Here is a 16,115-nt window from a genome sequence, read left to right as displayed (position 1 = left end):
GTGATCATGGATGTCTATTGTGATTACAGGAGCTAATGGCAAATTAGGAAGATTAATTATTGAGCATCTTCTAACTATCGTCCCAGCAGACCAAATCTTTGCTTGTGTTCGTCATACCCAATCATGTGAGTATTGGAAGAAGCAAGGGATTACTGTGCGATTGTGTGATTATGATCAGCCTGAAACCCTCGAGCAAGCATTCGCAAATGCTTCGCAGCTTTTACTCATTTCAAGCTCACATCCCGACGATACAATTCGCTTACGTCAACATGCTCATGTCATTGAAGCAGCGAAGAAAGCTAAAGTGGAACATATCCTTTATACAAGCTTTGCCTTTTGTGATAAAGGTACAATCCCTCGGACTTATCTGCACTTAGCGACTGAACATGCGATCCGTACAACTGGAATTCCTTATACATTTCTTCGTAGTGGCTTGTATATGGATTTTATAGGCATGTTTGGTCTGAATGATGCGATTGTTAAAGGTGAACTTAGCGTATACCCGGGGGATTGGCAGTTTAATTCTATTACACGACTGGATCTTGCATTTGCAATTGTAGCAGTTCTTACAGAATCAGGACATCAAAATAAAATATACGAATTAACTGCATCACATACATGGACTTTCCAAGACCTCGCAGAGACTTTATCTGAGTTGGCAGGTAAGCCTATCTCGTTGCAGCAAGATCCTGATATTCAGAATTGGATATATGGATTCCTAAGTAAAATTGATACAACTTCAACTTCAGATCAACTGGAACAGTTACTCGGTCACCCAATTACTCCGTTGCAAGAAAGTATTAAAGCATTTATCTCGTAACGAATATGACTAGATAGTAGTTGTGGTATATAATATTGTTAAATAATGTGAATTGAAGATGGGGGAATAGAAATGAAAGCTGCATTTTTGGTAATTGATATGCAAATTGGCTGTTTTCAGAATAAAGGACTTGAGCCTTACGTTGATGGTGCGAGTGAATATATTAACGCTGTGGCTAATATTTTCCGTGATAACGGTCAACCTGTCATTTTTGTTCAGGATTTAGAAGTAGATGGTGGAGTGGGATCAAGTGGGTTTGAGATTATTCCTCAAATTGAAGTTCAAGAATCAGAGGTCCGAATCCATAAGGAGTTTGCAAATTCATTTTGGCAAACGAATTTAGAAGAGCTTTTGCGTGCGCAAGATGTTGAGTTTGTCCTGATTTCAGGATTTGCGGCTGAATACTGTGCTTTATTCACTTATAATGGAGCTAAAGAACGAGGATTTAATGCAGCATTCCTGCAGCATGGCGTCGTAGGCTTGTATCCAGAGAGCATTCAAGCACTTTATCGAGATCGTCCAATTGTGGCTTATTCGATAGTGGATATGCTGCTTAAGCAATAGTCCTGGCCTACATGACATTCCATTCAAAAGGTGACTTTGGCAGTTCAGTCAAGAGTTCGTAACACGATACCGTCAATTGAATAAAATAGGATATAAATTTTACATAAAGTTGTATAACTAGTTCAAACAATAGGGTATTGTAGCAGTGAGAGAATAACTCTTCTGAATTTCCAAAGGGAGTGGAGTGCAATGAATAATCGGTATTATCGTTGGCTCAGAGAACAGGATACAGTGTTATTTTATAAATTCAATCATTCCATCAGTCATAATATGCTGGATAAGATATTAAGCTTTATGACTCATTTAGGTGGAGCTACGTTTACTATACTGAGCACGCTGGCTTTGATCTTGTTCACACAGGAGCCTTGGAGAATGGCAGGTTGGAAGAGCCTGGCTGCATTAGCTTTAAGCCATTTGATTGTTGTGATCGTGAAGAAAACAATACGCCGCTCAAGGCCATATACCGTTATGCAGCAAGCTAAGATCATCATTAATCCGCTAAAAGACTATTCCTTCCCATCTGGACATACGAACTCGATTTTTGCAGTGGTTATACCGATTGTGTTCATTGCCCCTTTACTTGCGATTGTGTTAATACCGATTGCACTAACGGTTGGCATATCACGTATTTATGCAGGCGTGCATTATCCCTCAGATTGTTTGATTGGCTGTTTGATCGGTACAACGACAGCAACGATGATATCAATGATATAAAGCAAGAAGCTGATCTGGATAAGATCGGCTTCTTTTTTTATGGATGGATTTCTGGATATCGTTTGGACAATATTGACAGTTACAATAAAATGACATAGACTATCAAAAGAATGTAATTATCAATTAACTTTTAATTCAGAAAGGTTGAGGCTCTCATGATTAATCAAGATAAAAGAAGATGGTGGATATTAGGCTCTCTTGCGATTGGCATACTGGCTGTCGGACTAGATATGACGATTCTGAACCTGGCTTTGCCGATATTAGCCATGGATTTGCATGCCTCGAATGCGGAGCTGCAGTGGTTTGCAGATGCGTATAACCTTGTGTTTGCGGCTGCGCTTCTACCTGCTGGCATGCTGGGAGACAGATTGGGGCGCAAAAAGATGTTGATCATCGGTTTAGTGATATTCGGTTTATCTTCACTTGCATGTGCGAATGCAGATTCAGCGTGGCAGCTTATTACGGGTCGTGCATTCTTAGGTCTCGGAGCAGCATTGCTTGTTCCGTTATCGATGTCCATTATCCCGATTCTGTTTGCTGAAGAAGAAAGATCGAAAGCAATTGCTCTGTGGATGATGGCGAATGCAATCGGAATACCTCTAGGTCCAGTCCTGGGCGGTTGGCTGCTCGATCATTATGCATGGGGCTCTGTGTTTATCATCAATATTCCTTTAATTGTCGTTGCTTTATTTGCAGTAGCAATTCTCTTGCCTGAGTCCAGAAGTTCGGAAAAACATCGTATTGATCATATAGGAGTATTGCTCTCAAGTTTGGGGCTTGTCAGTGTAACGTACGGCGTAATTGAAATAGGGGAAAGGGGATGGGGAGATGGATTAACTCTCTTGACTATAGGTATTGGATTACTCATATTAATTGGATTAATCCTATGGGAAAGACGAGTAAGCCAACCGATTATCGATCCAAGCTTATTCCGTTCAAGTAGTTTTACTTGGGGTACGGTATTAGCTACAGTCATTTCGTTTGCGATGTTCGGTGTATTATTCGTGATGCCTCAATTTTTTCAGGCAGTTGAGGGAGTAGAGGCATTAAGTGCTGGTCTGCGATTGTTACCGTTTGTAGGGGGGCTTATCATTGGATCCAAAATATCAGATCTTGTACAGACGCGTTGGGGAACTAGAATCGCCATTTCATGCGGTTTCTTCCTTTTCGCAATGGGCTTGGTAGTTGGAGCCTTCACAAATATAAATAGTGGATACGAATTTGCAGCCATTTGGATCACAGCAGTAGGGTTTGGTATTGGATTTGCACTTCCGGCAGCAATGGATGAAGCGATGTCTGCCTTGTCAACAGAGCGAAGTGGTGTAGGATCAGCGCTTATTATGGCCCTAAGACAGGTAGGGGGAACCTTCGGGGTAGCCATTTTGGGTACCATATTAAATTCAAGTTATCGAAATCATTTAAATCTAAATGGTTTGTCTGAGGAAGCTGCAGATACCGTACTTCGTAACGTATCATCCGGAGTTGCAGTAGCCAAACAATTACAATCCAATGAATTACTTGATTCTGTACGATCTTCATTCGTTAATGGAATAGGTGCTACTTTATGGACATGTGGGGCAATTGCTATCCTGGGTATGATTCTAGCCATGAGCTTTATTAAGAAGCGGATTAAGCATGACTCTCGTTTGATTCAAAGTGACATTGACAATTAAATGAAATAAAGTATCATTTTAATAGATAGAGTCTTTCGTATTCCAATAAGTGCTAAGGAGTGAAGAATGCGTGTCAATGGAGAATAAGCCGAAAATAGGGCTGCGTGAACGCAAAAAAGCAAAAACAATGGCAAGCATACAAAAGCATGCAATGCGGCTATTTCGTGAACTGGGCTATAATGCTACAACTGTCGAACAAATTGCAGACGCAGCAGAGATCTCTCCAAGCACCTTCTTTCGTTACTTTGCCACAAAGGAAGATGTCGTAGTGACAGATACCTATGACCCAATGATTATCGCGGCATTTGAGGAACAACCACCCGATATAAGCATACTTCAGGCGATTCGAAATGCAATGTCTTCAGGAGTAAATTCAATGACAGCAGATGAGCTTGATACGATGCGTGAACGTAATCAATTGATCATGTCAGTGCCTGAACTACGTGCTGCAATGCTGAATAATATGATTCAGAATATGCAATTTCTGACCGGAATTATTGCAAAACGAGTTAATCGCTCACTCGATGATCTAACAGTGCATACTTTTGTAGGCGCAATTGTAGGCACTGGAATCTCTGTTATGCTTTACTATGCTGAACATCCGAATGAGGATTTTGTGCAGTTGTTTGAACAAGCATTTTCGAAGCTGGATGAAGGATTACTACTCTAGATTTGAGCCTTTTATAATTGTATATCATAAATAAACAACGACTATCGTTCCGCAGATAAGGGAGATAGTCGTTTTTGTTATTTGAATTATATAAAAGGACTAACTCTTTCACTTGGAGAATATTAGACAGATCATCCGCAAGTTTGGTAGGTGAAAGGTATGGTTTCATATAGATGGCTGGAGAAGCTCTTATTTCCGCGAACTTTAATAAATTGGAATAAACTGAGAAGTGAGTTAGACGATAAGACGATACTTATAACGGGCGCAAGCTCGGGGATTGGGGAGCAAGTAGCTTTGATGTTGGCCGATCTGAATGTTCATATGATACTAGTTGCGCGTCGAGGGGAGAAGCTGCTTGCTTTGAAGCAGGCAATTGAGCACAAAACTGCTCAGGTTAGTGTTTACCCTGCGGATCTCCGAAATAAGGAGGAACTGGAGGGGTTAATCGCCTATATTGAACAATTGTCAGGTGGACTTGATTTTATTGTGAGCAATGCGGGGATTTCGATTAGGCGCTCGATTCACGATTCATTAGATCGGTTTCACGATTTTACAAGAACTATGGCGATTAATTATATGGCGCCTGTTCAGCTATTGCTAGCAACAATTCCTCTTCTAGGTACAAGTAAAGGGCATATTATCAATGTATCCACCATTAACGTTCTCTTGTTGCCGATGTCTCATTGGGCTGCTTATCAAGCATCGAAGTCGGCTTTTGACACGTGGTTTCGATCAACTGCTCTTGAGCTTCATACGATGGGGATCACAACGACTTCAGTTTATCTCCCTTTAGTGAGAACGCCGATGATTGAGCCGACACAAGCTTATCGAAGCATGCCAGCTATGAATCCGTATCATGCAGCTCAAATCATCTGTAAATCAATGTACACACGTAAACGTACCTATAAACCGTGGTGGATCCTATTTGGTCAATGGGGATCCCTTATGTTCAGATGGTTATGGGAGCTATGGATTCCTGCGAGTCTTCGAAAAAGGAGATCATAACGATGCACTACATCCGTCTGATACAGGTGCTTTATCAACTAAAATTATTTTCTCCAGTCGGGTTGTATAAGCTCCTATCCGCCATTCGGAAATACGGCATGAACCTCATGGCTCTGCTTGGCTATGCAGGCAAGGTATACGGTAATCGTATAGCGATAGCCGATGAACGTGAAACATTGAATTACAGTCAATTGTTGAGTCAAGCAGAGCATCTGGCGATTCTGATTCTACATAGATATGGGATTCAAAACGGACACAAAGTAGGTATAATGAGCAGAAATCATGCTTGCCTAATAAAATCGATATTCGCGACATCACGATTAGGGGCAGATGTATTCTTGCTGAATGTCGAAATGAGCCAAGATCAATTCGATCATTTGCTGGCTAGGCATGATTTTCAATTAATCGTTTACGATGCTGAAGTAGAATCTTTAATCGAGTGTTCTAGTTATAGTGAAAAGAAAATTGCAAGCTACCATGATCATTTGCCAGCTATTAATGATCTATTGACTGCCGATACGACGGATTTTCCGAAACTAAAACGAGCGACGATGGGCAAGCTTGTTATTCTTACAGGCGGGACTACAGGACATTCCAAAGCTACTGAGCATCAGCCCTCCATTGTCAATTATCTCAATCCGTTTGTCGCCTTAATGACAAAGTTGAAGCTGCAAAAATATCGTGCGGTATATATTGCGACGCCTATTTATCATGGATATGGTGTGGCACAATGCATGCTATTTATGGCAATGGGTGCCAAAATCGTGATTTGTCAAAAGTTTGATGCCGCTCAAGCATGCGCGCTCATTCATGAGCACCATGTCGAAGTTGTCACAGTCGTTCCTTTAATGATACATAGAATGCTTAAGCAGGACGTGAGTCGGTTAAGCTCTCTAGCTTGCATCGTTTCAGGCAGTGCAGAGCTAGATCCCAAGCTTGTAGAAGAGGTGCGTGGCAAGTTAGGCGATATCGTCTACAATTTGTATGGCACATCGGAAACGGGTTTGAATATCATTGCAACTCCGCAAGATTTAAGGCTGGCAGCTAACACAATTGGGCGCAAAATTCATGGTGTGAAGCTGCGAATCGTCGATGATCATAACCATGAAGCCCAGCCAGGGCAAATTGGTCAATTCTGCATCCTGAATAAATTGTCACAGCTAAATGGACAAGCCTGGATTGAAACGGGTGACTTAGGTTATAGGGATGATCAAGGATTATATTATTTATGCGGTAGAATTGATGATCGGATCGTGTCAGCAGGCATCAATGTGTATCCATTGGAATTGGAGCAGATACTTAACCGTCATCCTTTAATCGAAAATTCAGCTGTTATTGGGGTTCCAGACGATGAGTTTGGACAACGATTAAGGGCATTCGTACAATTGGACTATAATTCAAGCATAACACAAGAGCAGCTGCTTGAATGGCTTCGTCCAAGGATAGCAAGATATCAAATGCCACGAGAAATTACGTTTGTATCTGCGTTACCCTATACGACTGTAGGTAAATTGAATAAGAAGATGCTGCGGAAATACAGCGCAATAATAGAGAAGCAATGAGGATTAACAAGGTTGAGCGGAACTAAATTCTGCTCAACCTTATTTGAGGTTAGGACTCGAGAAACATAAAGGACTCAGGAGGCATTCTTCTTTATTGCTGATAGAGGAACCAACCGTCCATTCCCCATGCAGACACATCCAGCAAGACTGATGCAAACAAATATTAAGCATAACAAGAATACACTGTTTAATGAATGGCTCATTTCGTTTCCAGATGCTATTCGCTGTGCTAACAGACTTCCTAAAAGGCTAACACCTACCGTTCCTCCAATGGATCTAAAAAATTGAGAGGTTGAAGTAGCTGCTCCACGAGTTTGCAGGTCTACAGCACTTTGTGCAGCAGTACCAAGAGTAGGATAAACAGAACCCATGCCTAGTCCAGTAATAATCATATATAGAACGATTTGAAACTTCGTCGTGTCAGGAGACATCTGACTGAGCAGCAAACAGCCTATGGCCATTAAGGTCAAGCTGGGTACGAGAATCATTCGGTAAGAAACTTTATTCATCAGCCTTCCAGCAATCGTTGTACTGACGACTACTGATAGCATAAGGGGAGTTAATATATACCCCGTAATGGATGGATTGACGCCAATTACATTCTGTACAAATAAGGGTATATATATAATCGCTCCGAACATGCCCGCACTCATAAAAAATCCAGCGATATTCCCGAAAGCGATAACTCGAATTTTGAATAGATGAAGCGGGATAATGGGGTCTTTAGCCCTCATTTCAATCCACAGAAATGCAACGATAAGCACACCGCCACAACAGAATAACCCAATAATTTGTAGAGAATCCAATGGGTAATGTCCTTCAGATACTTGATCATTGCCACCAAGCACAAGTGCAAGCAGAATTGCAACAATCGCGATGACAAATGTTATTGCACCCAACCAATCGATTGTTTTTCTCTCTTTACTAATACTTTCTTTTAATGCTGAAGCTATTATGAGGAAGGCAGGAATACCGATCGGCAGATTTATATAAAAAATCCATCCCCAGTTCAAATTCTCTGTTATATAGCCTCCAAGAGCTGGCCCGACAATGCTGGATACAGCAAAAACGGTACCGAACATTCCCATAAACTTACCACGCGTTTCAGGAGGATAAATATCGCCAACAATCGTAAATGCAATGGGCATTAAAGCACCAGCACCAAGGCCTTGTATACCTCTGAATACAATTAAGTCTGATATACTTCCTGCCATACCGCATAATAAAGAACCAGTTAAGAAGAGAAATAAGCCGAGCAAATACATCTTTCTGCGTCCAAATAAGTCTGCCAGTTTGCCGTAAATCGGCATGGAAGCTGTCGAGGTCAACATATAAATGGAAAACACCCAACTATATAGGGATATACCTCTCAATTCCTTGGTTATCGTTGGCATGGCAGTTGAAACGATGGTTTGGTCAATAGATGCTAAAATCAATCCCATTAACAGTCCTGTTGAGATCAAGCCTATTTTTGGCTTATCAATTGACATTTCTTTACGCTCCCTTTTATTTCGTTTTTTGCTGGCCCGCGGAAGCAGCATCCAAAATATAACGAAATTATCAAAAAAAGTATAGACTTATTCTTTCCCGTAAGTTATTCTATAGCTAGAGAGCGCCCCAAATGGAGGTGCTCTTTTTCGTTATGGTGGAAAAACTATTTTGATCGCTACAATGTATGTCTCTATATAAAAGTGCTATAATAAAAGGATTCAAGATAATTTGTTTCACGAGAGGGAAGGGGAATTACTCATGAATACTCAACAATTAGAACGTATCCATACAGGAAAGGGCTTTATAGCAGCTTTGGACCAAAGTGGCGGAAGTACCCCTAAGGCTTTGCAGCAGTATGGTGTTAATGAAAGCAGTTATTCTAATGAAGAAGAGATGTATGCGCTCGTTCACGAGATGAGAACGCGTATTATCAAAACTCCTGCATTTGATTCCCAGTACATTTTAGGAGCTATTTTATTTGAAAATACAATGGACCGCTTAATTGACGGCCAATTTACAGCAGATTATCTATGGGAGAAGAAAGGGATTGTACCATTCTTAAAAGTAGATAAAGGGCTTGCTGATCTTGAAGACGGGGTTCAGCTTATGAAGCCTATGCCTGAGCTGGGTGACCTTCTGAAGCGTGCAGTAGAACGGAATATTTTCGGTACCAAAATGCGTTCCGTCATAAAAGAAGCTAATGCAGCGGGAATCAAAAAAGTTGTTGAGCAGCAGTTTGCTGTCGGCAAACAAATCGCAGAAGCAGGTCTAGTACCAATTGTTGAACCAGAAGTAGATATCTACAGTGCAGATAAAGCAGCATCCGAGAAAATACTGAAAGAAGAGATTTTCGCGCAATTATCCAAACTGGATAACGATACGAAGATTATGCTTAAACTATCCATACCTACGGAAGATAATTTCTACAGCGATTTAATGAACGATTCGCATGTTGTACGAGTTGTAGCATTGTCTGGAGGCTACTCTCAAACAGAAGCGAACGAGAAGTTGGCGCGTAATCATGGTTTGATCGCTAGTTTCTCACGTGCTTTGTCTCAGGGATTAACTGCTCAGCAAACAGACGCAGAATTCGACTCATTGCTAGCTAACACCATTAAAGACATTTATGAAGCTTCGATTAAATAAGGAAGCACTTATACAGGAAAAACGACTCCGAACTTATCGTTCAGGGTCGTTTTTTAGTTAGCTAATATGTCCGACGCATGTAAGCACGTACGGTAATAGGTGCAAAGATCGCCACAATGACTAAAGCTCCGACAATGGAAATTACGAGATCAGACCCTACAGTGCCAGAGTTGGTAAGATCTCGGACGGCTGTAACAAGGTGCGAGATCGGATTGATCTTCACAAACCACTGTAGCCATCCAGGCATCGTATCGACAGGCACGAAGGCGTTGGAAAGAAACGTGAGCGGGAACAGCACAATCATTGATATTCCTTGTACGCTTGAGGCAGTACGGCAATCACACCGAAAAACGCGAAGATCCAACTAATTGCCCATGAGCAGAAGATAACAAGCACCGCGGCTATGGCGACGCTCCCTATTCCACCTTCAGGTCGATAACCCATAATATATCCCATCGTAAAGGTGAGCACAGTCGCAATGGTATACCGAATGGTATCAGCGAGCAGGGCTCCTGCTAGCGGTGCAATGCGGGCGATAGGCAGTGACTTGAATCGGTCAAACACGCCTTTATCCATATCTTCACGCAGTTGAACACCAATGACGACTGAGGTCGTGATTACGGTCTGTACGAGGATGCCGGGAATGATAACAGGTAAATAGCTCAGCACATCTCCGGAGATAGCTCCGCCAAAGATGTAGGTAAACATAAGGGTGAAGATTATGGGTTGCAGTGTAACGTCAAACAATTGCTCAGGTGTGCGCCGAATTTTAAGCAAACCTCGATAAGCCATCGTTAATGCGTTTCGTATTGATTGCCCCATACTTGTATTGTTTTTCAACTGGCGTTCAGCAACAGGTTGAATTGAAGTGCTTCTCATGCTCTTGCTCCCTCCATTTTATATGAATTCACGGGTGTGTTTGACTCATCATCTTTCACACCGTGACCAGTGATCGTTAGGAATACCTCGTCAAGAGTCGGTTTCTGAACACTCATTTCAGCCAAATGAATCCCTTCCGCGCGTAGGGCGATAAGCAGGTCGGTAACCCGATCAGCGTCAACCATCGGAGCTGTTATCTTGCCGGCTTCCGATGTGACATTAGACTGAACCTTGAGAACTTGCTCGATGGTCAGACGGGTTTTCTCAATGTCCTGAGGATGCTGGACTCTTAATTGTAATGATGAGGTACCAATTGATTCTTTCAGTTCATCCACAGTACCCTCGGCAACCACTCGGCCACGATCGATTACAGCAATCCGATCAGCTAGTTGATCAGCCTCATCAAGGTATTGGGTCGTTAACAGAACGGTTGATCCAGTGTTCACCAATCGGCGAATTGTATCCCACATCTGTGAGCGAGTGCGTGGATCTAGACCAGTAGTCGGCTCATCTAGGAAGATAAGCGGAGGCTGTGCGATGAGACTAGCAGCGAGATCCAATCTGCGACGCATGCCACCAGAGAAATTTTTGAGCGGACGTTTAGCTGCTTCCGATAACCCAAATTCCTCAAGCAAATCTGCTGACTTCTTGCGTGCCTCCGTACGACTTAACCCGAGCAATCGAGAGAAAATGATCAGATTCTCTGTAGCGCTAAGCGATTCATCGACTGATGCATATTGACCTGTTACCCCGATCAATTGACGAACTATCTGAGATTCCTTCACCACATCATGTCCGAAGATTCGGGCAGAACCTGTGTCTGGACGAAGTAAGGTGGCCAGCATTCTGATTGTAGTGGTCTTACCTGCCCCATTCGGTCCAAGCACCCCATAGATCGTACCGGCACGAACGTTTAAATTTACGCCATCCACCGCACGATTGTCGCCAAAAGTTTTGACAAGTCCATGTGCCTCGACAGCCCAATCACCATTATTTGGTTTGGTAATATTTCTCTGTATCTGTTCCATTGTATTTCCTCCTATCAACATAACGGATTATGTTGAAAGAGTAACACTTCTTTTTAAACTGAATTTAAACAGTGAAATAATGTAAAGTACGTTGCGTTTATCGGTAAAATTAAAACAGCGCGCACCGATTAAGTATCGGTACACGCTGACTGTATAGCTTTTTTTAATTGTCTACTTGACAGGGGCACACTATCCAATAAATTCTTGAACCCACGCACGATTATAGTATGCTATGCCAATTTGTGTAAAGCCGCTGCCCAATATGTTGGCACGATGTCCTGGACTATTCATCCATGCGTTCATCACTTCCGTTGGACTTGATTGACCTTTGGCGATGTTTTCGCCCGCTGTGCTGTAATTAATACCATATGATCTCATCATATCAAACGGAGAGCCGTAAGTTGGTGACTGATGATCAAAATAATTATTATTGATCATATCCTGAGCTTTGTCCATAGCCATCTTGGAAAGGGCGCTATTCATCGTAAGTGGTTGAAGGCCCGCTTTTGATCTTTCTTGATTCACCAGATCGAGCACTTGCTGCGCAAATTGTGATGAATCGGCAGACTGACCCGGATTAGGAGTCTGGCTTGGAGTCTGGCTTGGCGGTTGTGGTGAATGAGTCTGGTTCGTTGGCTGCGGATATTGGGTCTGACTCGTTGGCTGTGGAATTTGGGTCTGACTAGTAGGTTGTGGAGATGGTATCTGAGTCATTGGTGGGAATGCAATCTGATTGTTTGGATTTTCTCTTGATCCCAAATTGCGATTGAACCAATCGATCCAAGACGAGTTGCTATTGGGTAGTTGTTTAATTGTGATCGACTGTTTCCCTGCATTTGGAGTAGCAATAGATGACGCTTGTGTTAAATTGGATGGCGGTGTAGCACTGCGAGCACGCGTTTCAACCTTTGTTTGATTGGGCGGCTGCTGTGGTTGCTTTGACAAATTATTATTCGAACATCCTGCAACGAGTAATAGAGCAGCTGCGATTGCGATTAATTGTTTGATAAAAAAACCTCCCTAAATCGTAAAGTAGAGATATATCAAACAAAGGATGTGCATATCGCAAATGAATTATTCTTCGTGGTTGTTATCTTACAGGGATCTGGCAAGACGAAATCCGAGATCATCAATTCGAAAAGTAGGGTGACTACGGCGACGGCATGTCGCTCCACAGCCTCTAGCTTCTTCCGCCCAGCTTCCACCGCGGAAAACTCTGTAGGAGCCGTATACTTGTTCATCGTATAGGTCCCAACACCACTCCCAAACATTCCCTAACATATCGTAGAGCCCCCACGCATTCGGCAGCTTTGTACCTATCCTATGTAACCTGCCGTCTGACACCTATTTTTCCCCCGCTTCATTTTCTACTTCAACATACTTAACTTTTCAATCGCTTGCTGCTCGGTCGGCAAGAAGAATGTATCATTTCCATTATTGCATTCATAAATAAAATCTCGAAGGCTTTTACTTGAATACACGGAGAAATCTCCCCAAATTGCAAACTTTACACGATAATTGATGAACTTCTGAAGAATCTCGCCAGCAAGACGTGTTTTTAAGTCGAAAAATTCTTCACTTAATATAGTTTTGTTTACTACAATACGATCACAGCCTGTTTCATATTGTACGGTTGCCATCAGATCCAATGCTGACTGAACATCCCCAATTACGATCTCGCTGCTGCTTACAACGGCAATATGAATCCCATTTTTCTCTATTTTCGCTATATTCATCATGACCCTCCTAAACGATTGGTGTATCTTCTAACATCATACTTATAAATAAACGTACCCGAGATTTGTTCTCGAGTACGCTTAATTTTGAGAAGTGTATAATAAGTTCATTTAATTGTATGGAATAGTCAGAATAAATAACAGTGTACCATGATTTATCGTGTTGTCAATTGCGCTGTTTGTTTACGACTGTTATAGCAAATCCTTAATTTATCCACTTTTCACACCAATAGGCTTTCATAAAATCAAGAAGACGCTCCAGTGCTTCTATCCCTTTCGATTCGGCTTCCTTCGCAATACGCAACAATTCAACTGCACGGTCGGCTGTAGCGGGATCATTTGGCTGTCCGCCTTGCGGGAAAGGAAACATCTCACGCATCTCGACCAAGGAAGTCGCTGTTCGCTCATAATGCTCTGCTGCTTCGGATGCAAATTTACGCACAGCTCGTTCTACAATATTTTCACCATTCCATTTGATTACAAGCTCACGCAAAAATTGTGCGGCAAATTCGCGTGCATCACTAACGACAGCTATGTTATATGCATTGCCAAACGGATCGGCGCCACGACGCTCCATACAAGCGATCCACGCATCATAGCCAGCAAGGCCAATCGAATATTTGTCTTTGAAAATATGCTGCCATTCTCTTCCTCTTGTGTGATCAACAATCATATCGAGCGCCATGCGGAGGGTTTCATATTTGGAATGTGGCAGACTTTCGCTGATCGTGCTCACCCAGAGCATATTGCGCTTCTCTACAAAATCTGTATAGGAGATCGTACCTTCCTGTGAAACATCTTTGGCATGGAATACTTGTTTCTCATCATCATAGCCGTAAATGAGTCCAAACTCCGGTATGAAGAGGTCGAAAGACATAGCTGGATAACCCTTATCAATGGACTGCTGAATGAGTGCCAATACCTGTTCTACCTTTTCTGGAGTAAAAGGCTTTACTGTATCGGACAAGTTGCTTATAAACCCTAGGTTACATAAATTACGTCTGAACATATACCCGCCGGGGAACATGGTTGGTCCAGCTACATCTATATGGTCTGGGTCAATATTGATACGGAAGGCATGTCCTGTTATTCCCATGACATCCACCAAAGAATATTGTTTTTTGTCAGTGTAGTTGATCGCGCCGTGAATGGCAGCAGCAGCGGTCGTCATAGTCTTGCTCCAGTCCTTACTTTTAATTTCACTCATAAATGACCTCCAAGAAAATTAGTTTGAGGGATGCTCTTGATAAGTACTTAAATTTGGGGTGCACGCAATATATTGACTCGCTTCAGACCTAGCTCCGCACGATGTTGGACATAAATGCGGATACTAACACGTATTCGTTCCTTTTGTACTTTTGCACGTGATCTGGATAGGAGGTTATATACGTTTGCTGTCGTTGTCTCAAATAATTCAGCGATCTCATCAGGTGACAACTCACCGAAGAAGTGTGCTTCAAATATTTGCCGCTCCCGCTTACTCAGGCAGATCATCAATGAGCGAAGACTATCCATTAACTCGCGACGGAGAAGGCTTCTCACCGGATCACTGTTTTGCTCCGCTTTATTAGCAGCTGAACGGGATAATCGAAACAAGATTTGATCGATATCCCCCCAGTCCGTCGTTTGGAAATCTTGTCGTGAATGAGCATCCGACGCAGCAGTAGTACCAGTACCAAAGCTTGTAAAAGGCTGTTCTTTACCAAACTGCCCACCACGGCGAAGCTTCATATACGCTTGGTTACGAATAATTCGTTGCAGCCACGGTAAAAAGCGAGTTGTGTCCACCAAGGTACTGAGATGTAAAAATGCCCGAATCAATGCATCTTGAACTATATCCTCCGCAAGATGCGTATCGCGTACAATATTATTCGCCCAGCCATACGCGTGTGCACGATGTGTACGGACAAGCTCGCTAAACGCTTCTTGATCCCCGCTGCGAGCTCGTTCGACTAACTCTGGGTTAACCTTTGTCTGATTGACTTTAGAGATGTCCAGTAATAAATCATGTTGTTTGACTCCTCGAATATTGGAAGGAGTATTGATTCTATCATCCTGTTCCAACCCAACATCAGGGGGTGGTTTTACTCCGAGTTCACTACCCAAGCACTTTTCACTCCTTCCCTCTAATATCTAGATGCCATTGGTTAGGAAAATCTATCATTGAACAAAATAAAATTATATTAATATTCAAATAATATCATCCATGACTATCAACGACTATCCTATAATGCATGGTTTATACGCAACATATATTTTCGCAAGCTGACTCACATGAGGAGTATGCGATCATGGATCAAGTCGGACGTTTACAACTGCCTGATCATTATATGGAAGCTGCTAATCTTAAGGGGAAGAAGAAAGTTAAGCTAGTACTAGATCATGATAAAATTATTGTCCAGTCGCCTGATCGCTAATTCCTAAACTTCGTTTATATGCGAAGATTTCCTCTACAGCTCGATGAGATCCGCCTGCTGCTCGGAACGAATCGCCAATTTTTATGCAAGACTTTCGAATTGACGCATCGTCTAGTACGCTTTCCGCTACTTCCCTAGCATGAGCCAGGCGCTGGCATCCAAATGGACTTTAACTTCCGTATTTCAGTTTGTAATGACTTAACGTCAGAAGGGGCCAGATATATTTGTAGCTGTGATAATGGGAGTAAAAATAACCCGGCAGGCCGGCGCCGGTCGGATAAACGGTCGTCCATTTATCTTCTTTCACGGAGTCGATCAGTCTGCAAATTCCTTTATCCAACGCGGCGGTTGGCTGCGGGTGAACGGCGATAAGGGCATCCAACGCCCATGCGGTTTGGGATGGCGTACTT

The 16,115-nt window shown here is 42.5% G+C and carries 15 protein-coding genes and 3 pseudogenes; 9 read left to right on the top strand and 9 right to left on the bottom strand.

Annotated features, from left to right (window positions below; translation table 11 throughout):
* Nucleotides 1-10 precede the first annotated feature (10 nt).
* From E0485_RS17760 to E0485_RS17730, 7 genes are all read left to right on the top strand, one after another.
* The gene (locus tag E0485_RS17760) at nt 11-820 is read left to right on the top strand and encodes an NmrA family NAD(P)-binding protein (protein WP_132419418.1); all 810 of its coding nucleotides are present in this window, start codon (nt 11-13) and stop codon (nt 818-820) included.
* A 72-nt stretch (nt 821-892) separates the two neighbouring features.
* A complete protein-coding gene (locus E0485_RS17755) occupies nt 893-1,384 on the top strand; it encodes an isochorismatase family protein (RefSeq protein ID WP_132419417.1) in 492 nt (163 codons plus the stop codon).
* A 189-nt stretch (nt 1,385-1,573) separates the two neighbouring features.
* Nucleotides 1,574-2,098, top strand: a complete 525-nt coding sequence (locus E0485_RS17750) for a phosphatase PAP2 family protein (RefSeq protein ID WP_132419416.1) — start codon at nt 1,574-1,576, stop codon at nt 2,096-2,098.
* Nucleotides 2,099-2,253: 155 nt separating this feature from the next.
* A complete protein-coding gene (locus E0485_RS17745; RefSeq protein WP_132419415.1) occupies nt 2,254-3,771 on the top strand; it encodes an MFS transporter in 1,518 nt (505 codons plus the stop codon).
* Nucleotides 3,772-3,847: 76 nt separating this feature from the next.
* Nucleotides 3,848-4,441 carry an acyl-CoA-like ligand-binding transcription factor gene (locus E0485_RS17740; RefSeq protein ID WP_132419509.1) on the top strand — a complete coding sequence of 198 codons (594 nt, stop codon included), beginning with the start codon at nt 3,848-3,850 and terminating at the stop codon, nt 4,439-4,441.
* Nucleotides 4,442-4,600: 159 nt separating this feature from the next.
* Nucleotides 4,601-5,446, top strand: coding sequence for an SDR family NAD(P)-dependent oxidoreductase (locus E0485_RS17735; RefSeq protein ID WP_132419414.1), 846 nt, complete (start codon nt 4,601-4,603; stop codon nt 5,444-5,446).
* Nucleotides 5,447-5,448: 2 nt separating this feature from the next.
* Entirely contained in the window at nt 5,449-7,008 is a 1,560-nt protein-coding gene (locus E0485_RS17730; RefSeq protein ID WP_132419413.1) for an AMP-binding protein, read from the top strand.
* A gap of 74 nt (nt 7,009-7,082) precedes the next feature.
* Here the strand turns inward: E0485_RS17730 and E0485_RS17725 are convergent, their stop codons facing one another.
* Entirely contained in the window at nt 7,083-8,498 is a 1,416-nt protein-coding gene (locus E0485_RS17725) for an MDR family MFS transporter (RefSeq protein ID WP_132419412.1), read from the bottom strand.
* A gap of 259 nt (nt 8,499-8,757) precedes the next feature.
* Here E0485_RS17725 and E0485_RS17720 point away from each other — a divergent pair, with 259 nt between their 5' ends.
* Entirely contained in the window at nt 8,758-9,645 is an 888-nt protein-coding gene (locus E0485_RS17720) for a fructose bisphosphate aldolase (protein WP_132419411.1), read from the top strand.
* A gap of 61 nt (nt 9,646-9,706) precedes the next feature.
* Here E0485_RS17720 and E0485_RS17715 read toward each other — a convergent pair.
* The 7 genes and pseudogenes from E0485_RS17715 to E0485_RS17685 form a co-directional block, all read right to left on the bottom strand.
* A pseudogene (locus E0485_RS17715) lies at nt 9,707-10,524 on the bottom strand (ABC transporter permease).
* Complete coding sequence (locus tag E0485_RS17710; protein ID WP_132419410.1) at nt 10,521-11,552, bottom strand: ATP-binding cassette domain-containing protein; 1,032 nt, start codon at nt 11,550-11,552, stop codon at nt 10,521-10,523. Before E0485_RS17710 ends, E0485_RS17715 begins: the two are co-directional and overlap by 4 nt.
* A gap of 189 nt (nt 11,553-11,741) precedes the next feature.
* Complete coding sequence (locus tag E0485_RS25185; protein WP_235857614.1) at nt 11,742-12,497, bottom strand: CAP domain-containing protein; 756 nt, start codon at nt 12,495-12,497, stop codon at nt 11,742-11,744.
* Between the two features lie 150 nt (nt 12,498-12,647).
* Nucleotides 12,648-12,872 (bottom strand): annotated as a pseudogene (locus E0485_RS17700) (formylglycine-generating enzyme family protein); the annotation flags it as partial.
* Between the two features lie 47 nt (nt 12,873-12,919).
* Complete coding sequence (locus E0485_RS17695) at nt 12,920-13,288, bottom strand: DUF4180 domain-containing protein (protein ID WP_132419507.1); 369 nt, start codon at nt 13,286-13,288, stop codon at nt 12,920-12,922.
* Between the two features lie 205 nt (nt 13,289-13,493).
* Nucleotides 13,494-14,495: a hypothetical protein gene (locus E0485_RS17690; protein ID WP_132419409.1), complete on the bottom strand. Its 1,002-nt coding sequence runs from the start codon at nt 14,493-14,495 to the stop codon at nt 13,494-13,496.
* Nucleotides 14,496-14,542: 47 nt separating this feature from the next.
* Entirely contained in the window at nt 14,543-15,394 is an 852-nt protein-coding gene (locus E0485_RS17685) for an RNA polymerase sigma factor (protein ID WP_132419408.1), read from the bottom strand.
* 185 nt (nt 15,395-15,579) lie between these two features.
* Here E0485_RS17685 and E0485_RS25715 point away from each other — a divergent pair, with 185 nt between their 5' ends.
* Nucleotides 15,580-15,705 (top strand): hypothetical protein, encoded by a 126-nt coding sequence (locus tag E0485_RS25715; protein WP_268957609.1) that lies wholly within the window; start codon nt 15,580-15,582, stop codon nt 15,703-15,705.
* A 169-nt stretch (nt 15,706-15,874) separates the two neighbouring features.
* Here E0485_RS25715 and E0485_RS17675 read toward each other — a convergent pair.
* Nucleotides 15,875-16,115 (bottom strand): annotated as a pseudogene (locus E0485_RS17675) (squalene--hopene cyclase); the annotation flags it as partial.

This window comes from Paenibacillus albiflavus, from assembly GCF_004344915.1.
GTDB classification, from domain to species: Bacteria; Bacillota; Bacilli; order Paenibacillales; family NBRC-103111; genus Paenibacillus_AM; species Paenibacillus_AM albiflavus.
Note: the sequence above shows the minus strand (reverse complement) of the source record. Positions and strands in the feature narration are given on the sequence as shown.